Here is a 17,129-nt window from a genome sequence, read left to right on the forward strand (position 1 = left end):
ATTAACGTTAAAGCGTTAAATTTATGGGTAAGAAGATTCATGTTTTGTTAGTTATCTGCGGATAGCATAGTAACTGTCAACTGTCAACCGCTTGAACAACAAATTGACACTTGAGCAGCAAATTCATTTATTTACATGGTTTTGCCTCTAGCCCTCAGTCAGCTAAGGCTGTCTATCTATGCGATCGCTTTGCCCAAATCGGTCTATCTTTATGCGTTCCCGATCTCAATCAGGGCGATTTTTCACATTTAACAATCACGCGGCAGTTACATCAAGTTGGTACTCTGTTACCACCACTTCCTACATCTGTCACAGTTGTTGGTTCTAGTTTAGGTGGGCTAACCGCAGCTTGGTTGGGGCAGAATTACCAACAAATTCAACGGTTAGTATTACTCGCACCTGCATTTGAATTTCTCACCCACTGGCTGCCGCGATTAGGCACGGCACAGCTTCAGCAATGGCAGACAGATAGGTATCTACAGACCTATCACTACGGCGAAAACTGCTTGCTACCCCTAGATTATGATTTCGTCCTCGATGCCGCCCAGTATCGAGAAACAGAACTATCCCGCCCTCTCCCCACTCTTATTCTTCACGGAATTCACGATGAAGTGATTCCAGTGCAATCCAGCCGCGATTTTGCGCGTCACCGCCCTTGGGTACAATTAATTGAGCTAGATAGCGACCACGCTTTAGCTAATGTCCTGCCTGAGATTTGGGATATAATTAAAGCTTTCTGTCAGTTATCAGGCAAGTAATGCTGCCATTCATCCGCTCAGACCTGGCTCGGTTCACAGCTTACAAACCCCATCCCAATAGTCCATCTGGAAAAGCTGTTGAGTCGTCAATTGCGCTCGATCGCTTAGATACAAATGAAAGTCCGTTCGATCTACCCCAGGAGTTGAAAGAAAAGCTTGCCTGGATGTATCAGCACGCACTAGAGAGCAACCGCTATCCTGATGGAGAACACACTCAGCTCAAAAGCGCGATCGCCCAGTATGTCAATGAGTCAGCGGTACTAGCTGATGCTGGTTTTACCAGCGCCAATATTTCTGTCGGTAATGGTTCGGACGAACTGATTCGTTCTTTGTTGATTGCAACTTGCTTGCAGGGAGAAGGAGCGATTTTAGTTGCCAATCCTACGTTTTCGATGTATGGAATTTTAGCTCAAACTTTGGGTATTCCTGCGATCGCTGTGGCGCGAAACCCCGACAACTTCGAGATCGATCTAACTGCGGCAAAATTGGCGATCGCGAACGAGCAAAATCCTCCCATCCGCGTTGTGTTTGTCGTCCATCCCAATTCACCTACAGCTAATGCTTTAACTACAGCGGAATTGGAGTGGTTGCGTAGTTTGCCACAGGAGATTTTAGTCGTCATTGACGAAGCTTATTTCGAGTTTAGTCAAACAACTGTTGCCAGCGAATTATTGCACCGCTCGAATTGGATTGTACTGCGGACATTTTCCAAAGCTTTTCGCTTGGCAGCACATCGGGTAGGCTATGCGATCGGGCATCCAGAATTAATTATGACTTTGGAAAAAATTCGTCTCCCTTATAATTTACCTACATATTCTCAAGCAGCAGCCGCGATTGCTCTTCAGTATCGTCACACCTTATTGAGCGCAATTCCCCAAATTTTATCTGAAAGAAGCAAGTTAATGCAGGCTTTAACCGCTTGCCCTCAGTTCAAAGTCTATCCAAGTATGGCTAATTTTATTTTTATTCAGTTACAGCAGGATGCGATCGCCCTAGAAAGCGATTCCCTTAACAAGTTACATCAACAGTTACAAGCTAGCGGTACGTTAGTCAGACAGATTAGCAACGGCTTGCGAATTACTATCGGCACACCAGAGGAAAATGCTCGTACTTTAGAGAGACTTTTATCAGTTCTGAGTGGCTGATGGAACCAGAATTGCTTCCTTGTCCCGCTTGTCTCCCTTGTCTCCCTTGTCTCCCTTGTCTCCCTTGTCTTGTCTTAACCCCTCAACTCCGCATCCTAAATTCGGCGGCGCTCAATGCTACTCGGTCGGCGTACCATAGCAACAGTTTGGGGCAGAATGCCAACTAGCAGGGCAAAAGCCTCGTCTGAAACACGATTTACAGTTTCCGTGTCAAAATACTGTTCAAATTGTTCGAGAATTTTTTGCACTCGTTGCTGGGGAACTGTCTTCTCGGTAATTTGCTTCATCAACCGAATCCACTGCCGTCGGATTAAGTAAGCTTTCTGACAGTCTTCATGGGATTCAGGCGTAACTAAAGAAAGATTCCCGACTGGTATTGCTGCTTGACAATCGCGATCGTAAAAACCCCCCACTGCGGCTCCAGGTCCGGCAAATTCTGCATGAAAGCGCTTAATCACGATCAAGCCATTTCTGCGGCGACTGTTGACCATCAGTACTTGCCCGTTGTGCAGCAGCTGTAGAATTTCTGAAGCATTCTGACTTTCGTTAATATGTGTCATGCTGCTAGAACCACAGGAATCGGTAATGCCGATACTGCTACAAGGGGTTTGGGCTAGTAGTAGAGCAGGTTGGTAATACGATTGGATTCTACTATCCATTTTTCCTACTCAAGATAAGTTTTCTGTGGGTTTGTAAGTATAAAGAGTAGCTAGGAGTCAAATCCAACTGCTTTGCCTTCCCTTCAATCTAAAACATGACGACAGAGCAAACAAAAACGCGATTTTTGTCTTTGGTTACCCATTTTGCTTCATATTCTATTTGATCTAGCAAAGGCTGATATAAAGTAACTATGAGGTAAGTTTAAAGCCTTAATAAAGATTAAATTCATAAATCTTATAGGCTGAGAAGAGGCTAATATCTATTTAAGCAATAATTAATACCGTATTGCTTGAATATTTTAACGTTTACTTAATTATTTGGCAGCAGTTACAATTTGTATCCTTTTTGCTAGCGGTGGGATCGATAGAGCGACCTGAAAGGGATAGACAGCTTTGCACCGCTCAAGGTCAGAGATCGTCATTCCAGTGTCAAGTTTTCGATCTAGCTGTCAGTACCAAAATCGCATTCAATTACTATTGCTGGATTTGAGGTGCTTGTGTAATAGCATCTGCCGAGGTTGTTTAAATAGCCAATGACTCCAACTTGTATCAATTTGTTCTAACTGATATCCCAATTTTAGATAGAGTTGTCGTGCTTGATGATTATTTTCTAAGACATGGAGAAATAGATCGTCAAAACCCCAAGATTTAGCAACTTGTTCGCAGCTAAGCAGTAATTTCCCGGCTATTCCTTGGCGGCGACGAGTTGTATGAACCGCTAGATTTGAAAGATAGGGATATTGATAGCCTTGGCGATAGGAAGTAAAGCTGCAAGTGGTTCCAAGCGGGATTGTACGTAATGCCAGTTCTACTGTTCCAGCTATACCCAACGTACTGTCATGGGAATACATACCTGTATTTTCGTTTTGTGCAGTTTTTTCCACTGCAACTAGACAGACGTGATGCGGGGCAGTAGCATGAATGCGATGGCGAATGTCTTCATAAATACCCACTCTCAACAACGGGTAAGTCCAACCAAAAAATCCTTCGCGAGAGTGAAAACTGTCTGCTAGAACTTCTGCCACACTTGACACATCTTCCAGTCTGGCAGGACGAACTTGCCAGTGGAAGTTGCGATCGCCTGGTTGCGATGTCGGCACTTGAAAATTAGATGGAGTCAAAGAGGAAGATTTTGAAACATATAAGCTGCCCACTGCCAAATATCCTAAACGATCGCTACAGCTAAGACCAGAATAGCTTATGGAAGACCGCTCGGAAATCAGAGGTCAGCACAAAAAGTCACGAGCGCTAGCCACTTCACCACTCCCTACTTCCCGATTGCTGAGTAACTGCGTGCAAACTCAATAAAATCTATGTTATTCTAATTGAGTTGTCCAGTAGCGACATCTTGTATCGTCAACGGCGTGCGGGCATAGTTTAGTGGTAAAACCATAGCCTTCCAAGCTATTGATGCGAGTTCGATTCTCGCTGCCCGCTTTTTGAGTAAAACCCCTGAAACTCAATAGTTTCAGGGAGTTTGCAATTTCATGTCATTCCAGCTAGTAGTACAAAAGTTCTAAATTCGTGCCAAAAATTGGGGTAGTTTAGGTGCTTTTAGAGTGAAAATTGGGGTAAAGTTGGGGTAAAGTATTGGCGTTTACCCCAAAACATATATGTACTCAGAAAGCTGGAAACATAAGGCTTCCAAAGGAGCCGTTCGGGTCAAAAACTCTAATGGTCGGCTACAGCTAGTTTTCTCTTATGGTGGTAAACGTCATTATCTTTCACTTGGCTTTGACGATACGCCAACTACACGCTCGCTAGCGCAGATGAGAGTAAATCAGATCGAGCTGGATCTGATCTCCGGTAACTTTGACGAAACACTAGCAAAGTACAAACCACAGACAACACTTTCGACTGTTAGCACTGTTACCCCAATCTCTACCCCAGTAAATCCGTCATTGGCTGAGTTATGGGAAAAGTTCGTGGAGTATAAAAGACCACAATGCTCGGAAAATACAATGCTCTTTACTTACGGACACTTTACAAAGTATCTATACAAATTACCTACTCGCGATCTCAGCAAAGCTAGCGAGATTAGAGACTATGCGCTCAAAACATTTCCGATTGAGTCATGTAAGCGGTTTCTCGTTAGACTCAATGCCTGCTGTAAATGGGCGATGCAGTCGGGTTTGATTGCTGAAAATCCATTTATTGGAATGGCAAATGAAATTAAACCACCAAAATCTCAGCAGAGTACGGAAGATGAAGACATTTATCCGTTCACAGTGATGGAACGGGATATCATCATTGATGCGATCGCCAACAACACTTTCTGTAAAAAGCATTCAGCTTTCAAGCACAGTCACTATAAAACATATATTGAGTTTTTGTTTCTGACTGGTTGCCGTCCCAGTGAAGCGATCGCACTTCAATGGAAACACGTTAGCAACGATTTTAGGTCTATCAGTTTTGAGCAGGCAATTATCGAGACTAAAAATGGTAAGTCAGTGCGAGACGGACTCAAAACCCAAGAGCGCAGGCGTTTTCCCTGTAATGAAAAACTTAAAAACCTACTTCAGTCGCTTAAACCAGAGCATTACGATCCTGAGCCTCTAATTTTCCCTGGCTATTGCGGCGGATATCTTGACACGCGATCGTTTCGCAAAAATGTTTGGAAACCTGTCCTAGAAGGTTTAGGAATTGAGTATCGAAAGCCTTATCAGACAAGACATACGTTTATCACCTTAGCTTTAGAACATAAACTTGATGTCAAAGATGTGGCAAGACTAGTAGGCAATTCTCCAGAGGTAATCTATCGCCACTATGCCAAGTACAAGCGGGAGTTATCCGTCCCTGAATTCTAAGTGCGTATTTTGTGGAAGCTAAGTTCACAGAAAAGTCCACCGCTAGAATGTATACCTCCAGAGCGTTTTAGGAGTTTGTGGGCAAGGTGGACTTTGTGAACTTAGCTTGGGCTAAACTTGCCAATCAGCTCGGCAAACAAAAATCAAAATTAGGTATTTACTCCACAACGTCCGCAAAGTCCACATTAGCTTGAAAGCTTTGTTCTGTAATCGTTTCATCTGTGGACTTTTGTGTGGATACAGGTTCCACAACTTGAGCATTGAACTCCAAAGCGCGCTCGTTACCGCGAGTTACACCTTTGCCCATAGCTTGCAGTTCCATAAACCAGGAGCGGATAGTTTCAGGCTTTGGGCGCGACTTAGCATTAAACCCTTGTTGAGCATCGCGGACTTTGATCCATCCTTTCTTATGGGACAGTGCTACTATTTTAGCCAAATGGTTAGATAGGGTATCAGCATCAGCAAATTGGATATATAAAGCCTTAACTTGCTGAATATAAAACTTGGTCAGCTTTACAGCCTCGACAATCCTGGCTTTGGGTACTATCTCCGAGGGTTGCCTGCCAGCCATTAACTCGTGAATGACGTGCAGGTTTATAGCCAGTTTGCCAATTCGCCCCTCAGTCTTACCCCACGCCGTTCGCATCCCCTCGAAAGGTTCTTGGATGCGGAGCTGTTCGATGCGATTGTAGCTTTGGCAGAAGAATTTAAACCCCGCTTGCTCCAATCGATACGTTGTTGGTGGTAAAGCGTCTACTTTTTGGTACAAATCGATCAGCAGCGGATTAATACTGAAGCTGCCACTATCCTCGTGCATTTGGGAAGCTGCTAGGGGCTGAATAGCGAAGATAAACCTTGCCCATTTGCCATTGGGATCTGAGCAATCCCGCATAAACGATTGCAAAACTTTTGGTTGTATACCCCCCAGCACTGACAGCAACAAGCTTGGCAAATCGACTCTCAAGCCATCAATCCTTAATACCGTGCTGCCTTGCCCGTCATAGTACTTCAACAAATCTTCTTCATCCGAACCGCGCCCACCTCGGTACAGATTTTGTGACTTGAAAATTGCCGCTAATTCGTCTTGAACGTACAAGATGCCCTGTTGCGGGTGCGCTTGCACCTGTGCGACAAGTCCTTCACCATTGGTAGAACTGAAATAGTAGACTTTCTGGCGTGGCTCCTTTGGTCTACCATCAGGAAAAGCATCTCTACGCTCGTCTCCTTTTAAGCTGTCATAGCGTTCTAAATTGCGTTCGTACTGAAGCATCGCCGCCCGATAATCCTCTTTTGCTCTCATTTGAAGTAAACTCAATGGCTTGTGAACTAAAGCTTTAAAAGGCGGGCTTTTCTTCTGGCTGGAGTCAGCGACGATGGCGCTAAATAGATTCGGAGTGACTTCAAACCCCCAATCTTGATTGAGAACGATCGCCGTTCCAACCTTATGAAGGCTAGAGACAACTGTTAGCAAGATTGTTAAGTACACTTCTGGTTTCAGATTCAACCAGCTAGCTAACTGACAAAGTGGGATAGCCAAAGCCGCAGGTAGTATTGACTGGATATCGACAGATGCTTCTGTTGCCTCCAGCAGGAGATCGAGTTCAGCCACAGTTTCATCGCGACTTTCCAATCGCTCGGCTTCAGCTTCTATCATGTCTGCTAGTTGCTCGATTGCCGAGAGCGGGCAATTCGTCAGACGCGATAAACTAATGAATTCTTCTTTTTGTTGAGATGGCTCTAAATGGAGAGCCAAAATCTCCAAGACGCGATCGCGCAGTGAAGTTGATTCTGTAAGGGGTTGAGCGATCGCTACATGACTTTGTACCTGTTTGGGTGCTGTTGGTGGCGATTTTTCACCGCGAATTTGCCTCCATTTCCAAGCTTTAATACAGTTCTCAATCGCATCCGGCGATAAACTAGTCGTCCTCGCACGCTTTTGAGCTGACTTCCAAATTGACCTAACTTCGTGGCGATCGATTGGCGGGGTACATTTGAAGCGAAATTGCTCAAATAGTTGTTCGGGCGTACCCTCGTAACGCTGCCCGATACTATTCAAGTAATTGGCAGTAGCAATTACATTGACCAGTACAGTAAAGCCTTGAGTATTGCGCTCGCCCTGTGCAACTCCTCGATCGATCTCATAGCGGTTTTCCTTGGTTAAACACTCATAAAGTGGTACAGCTTCAGGAATCGGCAACTGAAAACTCTGCTCGAACTCGTGCCATCTAATACGCTTGCCTCGATCTACTATTGGCTGCTGTTTGGGGATAGTTACTCTTAATTGCTCGTAGGAATAGGTTTTGCCTGTATTTAAGATGAGCTGACTTTGAATTGGATTTTGTCCAGGCTTGATGTAATAAGCTCCAGCCAAGCGCATGACTCGACTGGGATTTTTGAGCTTGCGATCGCCATCCACAAACTCTAGCAAGTCTGCTTGGAGTTCGGGCCATTGTTCGACGGAGCAGGGAGTGGAGAGGGCATATTTCGTGTGGATAGATTTGCCACCTGTATCTACTTGAACGGTTGGCTCTGGTAGTCCTAGCGTTTTCCATAACTCTCGCTGCAATTGTTTATCTAAATTGTCATGCTCGAAGAAGATAGCCCGACCTTGCGTGACATCTCGATCTGAGTGACCGCCACCGTTAACGACAAAGTAACAGCCGCGTCCTTCGGCTTGGAGTTGTTCTATGTGATGCCAGGGCAAGTTTGGGAATACGCCGTCAAGCTTGCGCCCTTTATCCTCTCCCTTACGTGGATCTCTATCGGGGACGAAAAAGCGCAGGTATACTCGATCGCCGTCTTTGTAGCTCAGAGCAGCAAGTTGGGAGATCGCTTGGGTGCGAGCGAGCTTGAAGGATGCGGATTGATTGTTAGGAAAATTGTCATTCATGAGAGTACGTAAGTTTTGAGATTTTCACAGATGAGGTATCTCGGCACTCTCTTTCCTGGTAGCTGACGTGCTAACTTGATATTAGAAGTTTAGTTCGGACGCACTCTGTTGACTGAGCTGAGAGTTTGATGGTAGCGATCGAATCGTCTCGCTCATAGCACGATCAGATTTAAACCAGATAGATAAGGGTTTCCGAGCTTTTTCTCTTTTACCGATCTAAAGTTTGCTAATAGCTTTGACAAAGCAGTATGTAAGGAAGCAGTAGATCGAGAAGACTATGTGAATCTGCTGCTTCCTTGTAGCGGAGTGGGTATTAATTTGGCTTACGACCGCGAGTTTTGGGTTTATTGGATGGAAGAGAAGCAAGGTAAGCCTCAATTGCTCGCTGATGGCATTCTGGGCTGGAACGGTTAGCAACCCAATCTAATATCAATTCCCGATGATATCGAATCGTGCGGGAATTATACCTTTGGTATTGATACCCATCTTCCCAGTAGCGTTTTCGATATGTCCTAATAGTTTCGCTTGAAATTCCTATTAATGCAGCCGCTGCATGTTTGTCTATCCACAAAGCATCATTTAAATTGCTCTCTCCTGGGGTATTACACGAATGGCTCTTCATACTACCCTCCAATTAAGGTCTGGTTAGGGCTAACTCTTATGAAGTTCTCGCTAGTTGTAGACCTTCTATTTTGTCTTGAAATAAAATTAGGTAAACTTTTCTCTATACTCATGTGACTTCTTTCTACTTGGGTATTGTTGATGAAAAACCTCAGCATAATCTCCTCCTGTAGCCGAGACAGGTTGCTGTCACAAGCTATTGGCATTTACAGGAAGTCAAGTGACTAAGTTGAGTTAGATTGGATAGTCGAGTGAATCGAATGTATTGGTGTAATTAGGCACAAAATAGCGGTCACATGCCCTAGCTTTTTTGACGAAAAGAGAGAGGCTGTTTCAATATGCTATTTCGCTTTAGAGAATTGCTTTTGATAGATGTATGTGAAGATGTTGCTGAATACCTCAGCCGACAAATCTTGCACAACAAATAGGAGTGAGAACTGTAGCCTTATTCTTAGTTAACTGAGTTATTTGAGTCACTATTTCCACCTCATTAACTTCAAATTGGAAAACTTTTGCACGCTAAATCGCCACATAGACGATCTCTATGTGAATAAGCTATGGGCTGGTACAATCGAGTGTAGTTTGATGTTATTCTAAGGCTGCACTCGAAAAAGTGCAACCTAAACTTGAATAAAAGTTTCACTTTTTCGTATGGCTGCTCCCCATTTGCAAATAGACCCAGAAGAGTGCTCAGGTATAGGGCTTCTCGTTCTTGAGTACATTAAAGCTCGACAGTTGACATTCACTCAAATGGCGGAACAGATAGGTATATCTCGCGCCGCATTAAGAATCGCTTGTCTGAAAAACGGAAACCCAGGGAAAAGAACGATACCACGTTTAGCTCAAGTACTAGGTAAGTCAGAACAAGAGTTGTGCCGACTGGTCTTTGAGAATAAGTTAAAACTTATATATGAGGAAAATGATGATGTAGTAAATTTAACGTTGAACACTATCGAATCCTTTGTGAAAGCGCTTCATCAGAAATTAGAAAAGCTGCCAGAATCTGAAAAGCCAGCTCAGTATGATATTTACGAACATGCGTTAAAAGCAGTGACTAGCTTCCCAGGCGATAGATCGTAACAATGAATTAGATTGCTTAATAAATATATACGTTTTATATTTTAGCAAAACTCATTCATTTTTTTGTTACAAAAAAGATCTGTTACTGAAAGCAGTCTTCGTATAAATAGAATTAATCTCACATGTCATAGTTATCATTCTTTAGAAAAAACTCTTAGTCTAAAAGTAGATTGCTACTTAACATTCTATTTTTTATCTTCCGGCAATATCTAGTATCAACAGCAATCTAATAGAGAGTAAACGGTAATCTCTAAAGCGTTGATTCTAAAATTTTTGGTGCGTATAATGGAGCTAAATGAACAAATGCAAAACTATGAAAATCATGATAAAGCTACTCGTACAATAGCATTAATGGATGCTTACGACAGTTATATTGAGAGGAGTGAGTATAAGGATGCTTTACGAGTAGTACAAGAATTAGTAGTAATTCGAGGTTCTGCTCAAGATTGGTCTGCTCTGGGATTTTGTCAGAATATTCTTGGCTCTTATAAAGAAGCTTTAGTCTCTTTTTCTCAAGCAATTTATATCGACCCTGATGATATTGTAAATTGGACTAATTTAGGCGGATTGCTGGGTGAATTAGAGCGATATGACGAGGCTTTGATTATCTTAGATAGAGCACTTGAGTTAGAACCTGATAATATAGAGACTTTATTTAATAAAAGCATCGTCTTGAATAATTGTGGGAGGCATGATGAAGCCTTATCGTTTTTAAATATAGTTGTTCAGATACAACCTAACTTTCAGATAGCTTGGAGAAACCGAGGACTAGCATTCGGAAGCCTTCGGAGATATGAGGAGGCACTAGAGTCTTTTGAAAAAGCATTATTGCTCGATTCTAACGATCAAGCAGCTTTACGCTATCAAGGCATAGTACTAGCAAATCTCAGTAGATATAAGCAAGCGTTGACCTCATACAATCGAGCAATTGAGTTAAATTCGAGAGATTTAGAGGCTTGGCTCGGTCAAGGTATAGCATTGTCTAACCTTGACAGATATGATGAAGCCTTGACTGCATTCGATCTAGTCATTGAGTTAGCTCCAGATAATGCAAAAGCCTGGTTGGGTCGAAGCATATTACTTTGCGAACTAGAAAAATATGAGGAGGCGCTATCAGTCTGCGATCGGTCGTTAAAACTGGGAAATCAAGATGCCGCCGTCTTTCTGAACCGTGCCAAAATTCTGTTAGCACTAAACCAATGGGATGAGGGTATTGTAGTTTTAGATGATGCACTTAACAGATATGCTTGCATCGGTCATCTGAATAATAGAGACACAAAGACAATTATTTGTAATCTACTTTGCAGAACACACAATCTAGAAGTATCTACATGGCAATTGTGTACCAAAACCTTGCTCGAAGTTTATGAAAAGTATAGATTTACCTCATTGTTAGAGCAAGAACTTGTACAAAGCATTCGTGAACTATTGTTACCGTATTTTAACGTAGAGATAGCAAGAACATGGAGAGATATTTGGCAAAATTTAGTAGGTGAACGATTGGAATTTCAAGCCTTTCTTCGTCTTCTAAATACTGCTGTCTACTACCGTGAGACAAAAGGTGATCCAAGTATATTGCTAGAACTTTCAGTGGAAGAACAAAGTTTATTTCAGTCATTTCTAGGTATAGAGAATTTATCACATCAATTCAATGAAGCAGATTTAATGTGGCAAGCTGGGTATGTTGCTCTAACTAACCGTGAACTCTTTGGACGAGGTGTTGTCTGGTTTGAGGGTGACAATCCTCGCTACATATCACGTCGCGATGATATGCCAATTGAGCTTCTAAATCTAGTTGATGAATACGATCTAGACCAGGAATTTTTAGTTATTGCTCCTAACCATAGAATTGTGTACCTTATGTCGTTCGATCAGATCGGGTTAGATCCGAAAGTAGGAATAGAACCAAATTCCGAAGAGGAATACGAACGGGAATTAGATTCTATTTTGGCTCAGTTGCAAGAAAAAGGACTAGATTCAGCACAAGCGAGTAGTTTACGCAACATGACTCTTGCTTATCGAAACGGGGAATTTAGTTTATCAGCTTATTCACAAGAAGATATGGAAATAGTCCAGATTATAACTGAAGAGTGGTCGGCTGGAAATATTCAGGTAGTTGCGGATTTATGTAGGAGATACTTGCCGTAAAAATTACTAATGCTCTCTTTATGGAATTTTGAAAAATTACGATCGCAAATTTTCCCACTGCTCCTGAATGCTTTGCGCCTTTTTGACTGGTTGAGCTGCGGCAGGCGAAGTTGATACTTGAGAGCGGGGGATGAAGCGTTCAGCTCGTGCAGAAAAGTCTTGAATTCTAACTTGGACGGGAGCTGCTGGTAGTCCAGAGATTTTCAAATAGCCCGCTAAATCGGGTAAATCTTGTAACTGGGAAGGCATGACCGCATAAGTCTCGCGAATTTGCTCGCTCTCGCCATAACTGCTGCCATGCCCCGCTCCTCTGCCTGAGTAATTCTGGCTGCGATTGCGGGTGTTGGTGAAATCTACTCGTTCCTGCTTGCCAATCACTTGCGCCATTGTCTCAGCAGTTTGGGGATCGGCACAATTTAAGATCAGCTTTGTTTTCGCACCTTGGAGCAAGATGCGAGTATCTTCTCTGCCATAGATTTTAGTAATCTGAGCTTCAGTTTGAGTTCCCAGGATCGGGCAACCTAAGAATTTGCGGCTTTCGCTGAGTAATCGACCCAGGCTGGGCAGCTGGTTGAGCGCACCTAACTCGTCGATCGCGATCGCCGTTTTACGATTGTGTTGCTGATTGGAAAGCAGCCCCTTAAGCATCAACTCAAAAGCAAGACTATACAAGGGCTTGAATAGTTCTGTATCATCCTCATTCAAAGTGATAAAAATCCATCTAGGGCTATCGCTAGCTCCCCACTGGTAAAAGCTCAGTGCCTTTGCTTGTGGTGTCAGTAGGGATTCGTAAAACTGACAGTAGTTGGCTGCGGTTGACAACACTGAGGTCGCTACTTTAGCTTCCTCCAAATACCGATAAGCTAAAGTACCTGCTAAAAAAGTTTTGAGCTGTTCTACATTGCCCCGAAGTAACTCCAGCAATTCCGCATTATTTCTAGTTTTACGAAATAATTCTGTCATCACAGCTCGCCCTGCATTGGAGAAGAAAGGTTCGCGGGCTGATTCCATCGGGATCAAACCAGCCGCAATTGTCGCAGGTTGAGCTTGCTCGCAAACGTGCGTCCAGTGGCAACTGCGGGCATCGTGAGGATTGAAGATGATGTCTTGAGTGGGATCGTAAAACTTTTCTAGCAGTTCGCCACCGCGATCGAAAACAATTGCGCGAAAATCAGTTCGTTGTTTTAAGATTGCAACTAATTGCTCGATCGCTTTAGTTTTGCCGCTCCCTGGAGAACCAACAACAAAAAATCCTCGATTCTCGTAGGCAGATGGAATAGGCATTCCCGCAATTTTAAGTTGGGGTTGGTTGCGGAGCTTGGGCTGCTGCTGCAAAATACTTTTGAGTTTGCCCGATGACACTAACTTGGCTCCCCGCAGAACGTTCGATGAGTTGGATGTAGAGATCGCAATTAGCAACCAGAATAGAGCCAAAATGCCTACTGCTCCTATTACCAGCCAAAACAGCCCGAACTCTTGAATTAAATAGGGCAAGATCAGATGAGGATTCTGAAGCAAAAATAAAGCTACGTTCTGATTTTGGACAGCCCACCAGAGCGCAAGCAACCCACTTAAAAAGAGTACTGTTTCCAACAGCGAACTGTTTGACTTGAGGTTTCTTTTCGTCATTGGGAAATGCCTTATTACAGTTGATTAAGCAATGACATTGAAGCTCATTATTCCAGCAATACAAACCTTAATCCGCCTTAACCCTCACCAAACGCGGATAGCCTGCTGCTATGGTAATACCTTATTTTGCAGCACGAATTTTGATAATGACAAGTTTTCAAGGAAAGATGAAGATGTGTAAAATCCTGATTTTTTTGATTTTATCCTCTCAATTCGATTGCCGGAAAACCGATTATCGACTAATACCCCGTCCGCGATCGCGAGAGCGATTTAATCCAATGAGTTGTTTTGCTTCGGCAGTACGAGCTTGAATTTGCTCCTGCATTTGCTGCCAAGAGAAAGTATTTTTTACAGTCGCATTGTCGCGACCGAATTCTAGTTCCGCTCCTCCCTGCTTAATTCTCAGGCGATCGCCACTCAATTTTATTTCCGTACCATCTGCCGATTTGTAAATTTTTTCTTGGGAATTTTGTGGGTTTCGTTCTCCTTTTTCCTCAACCAGATATTTCGATTGAACCAAAAGCTGAAATTCTTGCTCCCTTGTAGGAGATGGTACTAGTATTTGTGAATCCTGCAAGGGTGGTTGTGGCTCGATAGATGAAGATATTGGTTGGCTAGGTGACGCTACTGGTTGAGATTTACTTTGGCTGGGATGGCTGACAACTAGTGGCAAAGCATTCTCTTGTCCCCTAGATTGCTGTACCGATAGCCCCAAGTCTTTAGCACTAGCAGTATAGACGATAAATTCTTGTCTCGCCCGCGATGCAGCTACATAAAAACTTTCTCGCCCAACGGTTGGTGAATTACCTGAGCTGGCGACGTAGATACAGCGATCGGCAGTTTTACCCTGGCTGCTATGTACTGTGTCTGCGTAGATATAATCACAGTGCAATAGGGCATCGGGCTTTAAAGTTTGAGTTTTGCCCTTAGTTTGAACGATTATCTGACCATGATCTTTCAACTCGATGACGGTAAAGCGTTGCCCGTTCACCTGGTTTTGCTTATACTGATTGCGCGTGAACTTCATCTGTTCTCCAGCACGAATTTCTCTAGTTTCCGCCTGAAAAACCTCGCGCTGTTTATACTTGCTTAGCTCTAGTGTTTGCGTAGAACCGTATTTGTCTCTAAGGATAACTGACTGAGTTTTAGCATCGACGCGATCGACGCGGTAGAACAAATCCCGACTGAATTTGGTAGAGTCCTGGTGAAACTTGACTACATTACCAGGCTCGTAATTGTTAGCTTGGGCGATCGCGAACGAACTTAAGTCTTTGCGCTTGAGAACGGTAATTTCTTGCGTCTCTACACCAAGCTGACCGCGTGCGAGCAATCCAAGTCTTACTTGGGCTGTAACGATCTGCTTTTCAGCATTAGTACCAACTAGGATGAGAGTTTTGGCTCGCGTTTTGCCATCCCTGGTTAAGTAATCGTTGACTGCTACTTGAAACCGCTTACTGTCAATCGGAATTTGCTTGATGTTGCCCTGCTGTTGCAATTGTTGATAACCTGGCTCGATCTTGCCAGCAGCGAGTAGATCCACCGTTTCTTTCAACTGTGGGTTTTGCTGGCGGACATTCAAATCGATCTGTACGATAGGAAGCCCAGCTTGTTGCTGAAGTAATTTAAACGGAGAGCCAGCCTGTACTGCCGAAAGTTGTTTGGTGTCACCAATGAGAATTGCTCTAGAGTTAGTCTGCTGCAAACGCTCCAGTAAAGCCTGCATTTGACGGCTACTCACCATTCCAGCTTCGTCTACCACAATCAACTCGTTCTGGAGTAAAGACTGGCGTGGAGACATCAGATAAGCATCCAAAGTTTGACAAGGAATTCCTGCATCTTGTTGTAGGACTTCGGCAGCAGCGGCACTGGGCGCTAAGCCTCGTACTGACCGATCATCTGGGACGATCTCGTGTAGTGCCTTGAGCGTATACGTCTTCCCGACTCCTGCATCTCCCTGACAAAGCATGACCGCATCTTGGTTCGTAGCAAAGTGCGATAAGGCGCGTTCCTGGGCAGCGTTTAAGCCAAACTCTCGTGCTTTTTCTTGGGCAGCTTGGGCAGTCGCTAGGGCGCGATCGCCACCTTTACGAACCTGAGCTTTTTGTAGGATATCTGTTTCGCGTCTTACCGCCTGGGCAGTGGTCATCCGTCCGTCTTTAGTTTTGAGTAAATTCGGCTCGCGATCGATTGCCCGTTCTATTTCCTCCAAGCTGTAGTTACCTTGCGACTGTATTAGAGTTTCTTTCAGTAGTGCGTGACGGTGGAACGCAACAGCGCGATCGCACTTAACTTCGATGGCGCTGCGTAACAGCTCGGCTGTACTACCTGGGTGCGAGGAGTGGTGATAAGATTCTTCGAGGTTTTGCCGCAGTTTTGGCTGCGGATGCTCGATTCCTGCTGCCTCTGCCCGTTGTTGCCAAGTGACTTCTAGCGATTCTCGCTCCTCTGCTGTTTTATAAGTCTTGTTTTTGCGCGTTGTCGTGCAAGCTTGGGCTTTAACTTCGGCACTCGCGTCCATGCCGACAGCGGCAACAATCTCTGAGCGGCGAGTGCTAAAAACTTCTAGCTGTTGTTGTGTATAGCCGGCGATCTCGAACGTGCCGTCGCGATTCCACTCCAACTCGTATCCTAATGCTTTTAGTCTTCTACCCAGCTCGTGATGATAGATCGTGCCGATCGTCATCTTTTGTTGGTAAAGTTCGCGGTTATCCATCGAACGCCACTTTCCATCCGCTCCTGCTGTCTGATTGAATGCAATGCAGTGGCTGTGAACTTGCGGATCTTGGTTGCGGTTGTCGTCGTGGTGGAAGATGGCAAATAAAGCGTTGTCTGTTTGATCGCGCTGCTTCCCTCCCTTACCAGTTCTAGTAAATATGCAGTTGCGCTCTACGTAGTCCATCGCGGTGCGGACTGCTGCTTTATGCTCTAGCAGTACTTGTCGGTCGCCTTTGACTAAACCAATCAGAGCAACCGATTTTGGCGCGGATAGAGTGATGTCTCTACCTGGATTTTGCTTCTTGCCTGCCTGCTGCTGTCGTAAAGCTTTACCTTCTGGATCTAACCCTTTGTATGCTTTGTGATAGTCTTCTGGCTTGACCGTGCCGCTTAATTCTAGTTGAGTCGCACCTTTGCCATACCATTCTGACTGGTTGATACCTCCACCCTTGATGTAGTAACTATCGCTTTGGGTATAGTCCTCGACTTTGGCATAGAGCCTACCAATTGAACAAACCATATTAAGAATGTGGGGGGGAATAACGACTGCTAAATTTACGGCGATCGATCGAATTAATTACCGCTCGACATCGTTCTTGGACACCAGTATTTGCTTACTAGGCGATCGCTTGCCCAAATGAAGTTTTCATTCGAGATTGCTGTATTACTATTTCTTT

Annotated in this window: 11 protein-coding genes and 1 tRNA gene; 6 read left to right on the top strand and 6 right to left on the bottom strand. The window is 44.0% G+C overall.

What is annotated here, in order from left to right:
• Window positions 1-110 precede the first annotated feature (110 nt).
• Both DSM107010_RS12005 and DSM107010_RS12010 read left to right on the top strand, forming a co-directional pair.
• A complete protein-coding gene (locus tag DSM107010_RS12005) occupies window positions 111-758 on the top strand; it encodes a YqiA/YcfP family alpha/beta fold hydrolase (RefSeq protein WP_015154076.1) in 648 nt (215 codons plus the stop codon).
• Complete coding sequence (locus tag DSM107010_RS12010; protein ID WP_106166426.1) at window positions 758-1,903, top strand: histidinol-phosphate transaminase; 1,146 nt, start codon at window positions 758-760, stop codon at window positions 1,901-1,903. Before DSM107010_RS12005 ends, DSM107010_RS12010 begins: the two co-directional genes overlap by 1 nt.
• 95 nt (window positions 1,904-1,998) lie before the next feature.
• On the opposite strand, the gene DSM107010_RS12015 is transcribed toward DSM107010_RS12010, so the two are convergent.
• Both DSM107010_RS12015 and DSM107010_RS12020 read right to left on the bottom strand, forming a co-directional pair.
• Complete coding sequence (locus DSM107010_RS12015) at window positions 1,999-2,562, bottom strand: hypothetical protein (protein ID WP_015154078.1); 564 nt, start codon at window positions 2,560-2,562, stop codon at window positions 1,999-2,001.
• Window positions 2,563-3,029: 467 nt separating this feature from the next.
• The gene (locus tag DSM107010_RS12020) at window positions 3,030-3,716 is read right to left on the bottom strand and encodes a GNAT family N-acetyltransferase (protein WP_015154079.1); all 687 of its coding nucleotides are present in this window, start codon (window positions 3,714-3,716) and stop codon (window positions 3,030-3,032) included.
• 212 nt (window positions 3,717-3,928) lie between these two features.
• On the opposite strand from DSM107010_RS12020, the gene DSM107010_RS12025 reads away from it, so the two are divergent.
• A tRNA-Gly gene (locus tag DSM107010_RS12025) sits at window positions 3,929-3,999 on the top strand.
• A 176-nt stretch (window positions 4,000-4,175) separates the two neighbouring features.
• Window positions 4,176-5,369 (top strand): site-specific integrase, encoded by a 1,194-nt coding sequence (locus DSM107010_RS12030; RefSeq protein ID WP_106166425.1) that lies wholly within the window; start codon window positions 4,176-4,178, stop codon window positions 5,367-5,369.
• Window positions 5,370-5,526: 157 nt separating this feature from the next.
• On the opposite strand, the gene DSM107010_RS12035 is transcribed toward DSM107010_RS12030, so the two are convergent.
• Complete coding sequence (locus DSM107010_RS12035; RefSeq protein ID WP_127023036.1) at window positions 5,527-8,259, bottom strand: DUF3987 domain-containing protein; 2,733 nt, start codon at window positions 8,257-8,259, stop codon at window positions 5,527-5,529.
• A 313-nt stretch (window positions 8,260-8,572) separates the two neighbouring features.
• Complete coding sequence (locus tag DSM107010_RS12040; RefSeq protein WP_199755501.1) at window positions 8,573-8,881, bottom strand: hypothetical protein; 309 nt, start codon at window positions 8,879-8,881, stop codon at window positions 8,573-8,575.
• Between the two features lie 650 nt (window positions 8,882-9,531).
• Here DSM107010_RS12040 and DSM107010_RS12045 point away from each other — a divergent pair.
• Window positions 9,532-9,960 (top strand): helix-turn-helix domain-containing protein, encoded by a 429-nt coding sequence (locus tag DSM107010_RS12045; RefSeq protein WP_106166423.1) that lies wholly within the window; start codon window positions 9,532-9,534, stop codon window positions 9,958-9,960.
• A gap of 285 nt (window positions 9,961-10,245) precedes the next feature.
• Window positions 10,246-12,108: a tetratricopeptide repeat protein gene (locus DSM107010_RS12050; RefSeq protein ID WP_106166422.1), complete on the top strand. Its 1,863-nt coding sequence runs from the start codon at window positions 10,246-10,248 to the stop codon at window positions 12,106-12,108.
• A 36-nt stretch (window positions 12,109-12,144) separates the two neighbouring features.
• Here the strand turns inward: DSM107010_RS12050 and DSM107010_RS12055 are convergent, their stop codons facing one another.
• Together DSM107010_RS12055 and mobF are read right to left on the bottom strand one after the other, a co-directional pair.
• The gene (locus DSM107010_RS12055) at window positions 12,145-13,737 is read right to left on the bottom strand and encodes a type IV secretion system DNA-binding domain-containing protein (protein WP_106166421.1); all 1,593 of its coding nucleotides are present in this window, start codon (window positions 13,735-13,737) and stop codon (window positions 12,145-12,147) included.
• A gap of 232 nt (window positions 13,738-13,969) precedes the next feature.
• The gene (gene mobF, locus DSM107010_RS12060) at window positions 13,970-16,972 is read right to left on the bottom strand and encodes a MobF family relaxase (protein ID WP_106166420.1); all 3,003 of its coding nucleotides are present in this window, start codon (window positions 16,970-16,972) and stop codon (window positions 13,970-13,972) included.
• Between the last annotated feature and the right edge of the window lie 157 nt (window positions 16,973-17,129).

The organism is Chroococcidiopsis cubana SAG 39.79 (assembly GCF_003991895.1).
GTDB lineage: Bacteria > Cyanobacteriota > Cyanobacteriia > Cyanobacteriales > Chroococcidiopsidaceae > Chroococcidiopsis > Chroococcidiopsis thermalis.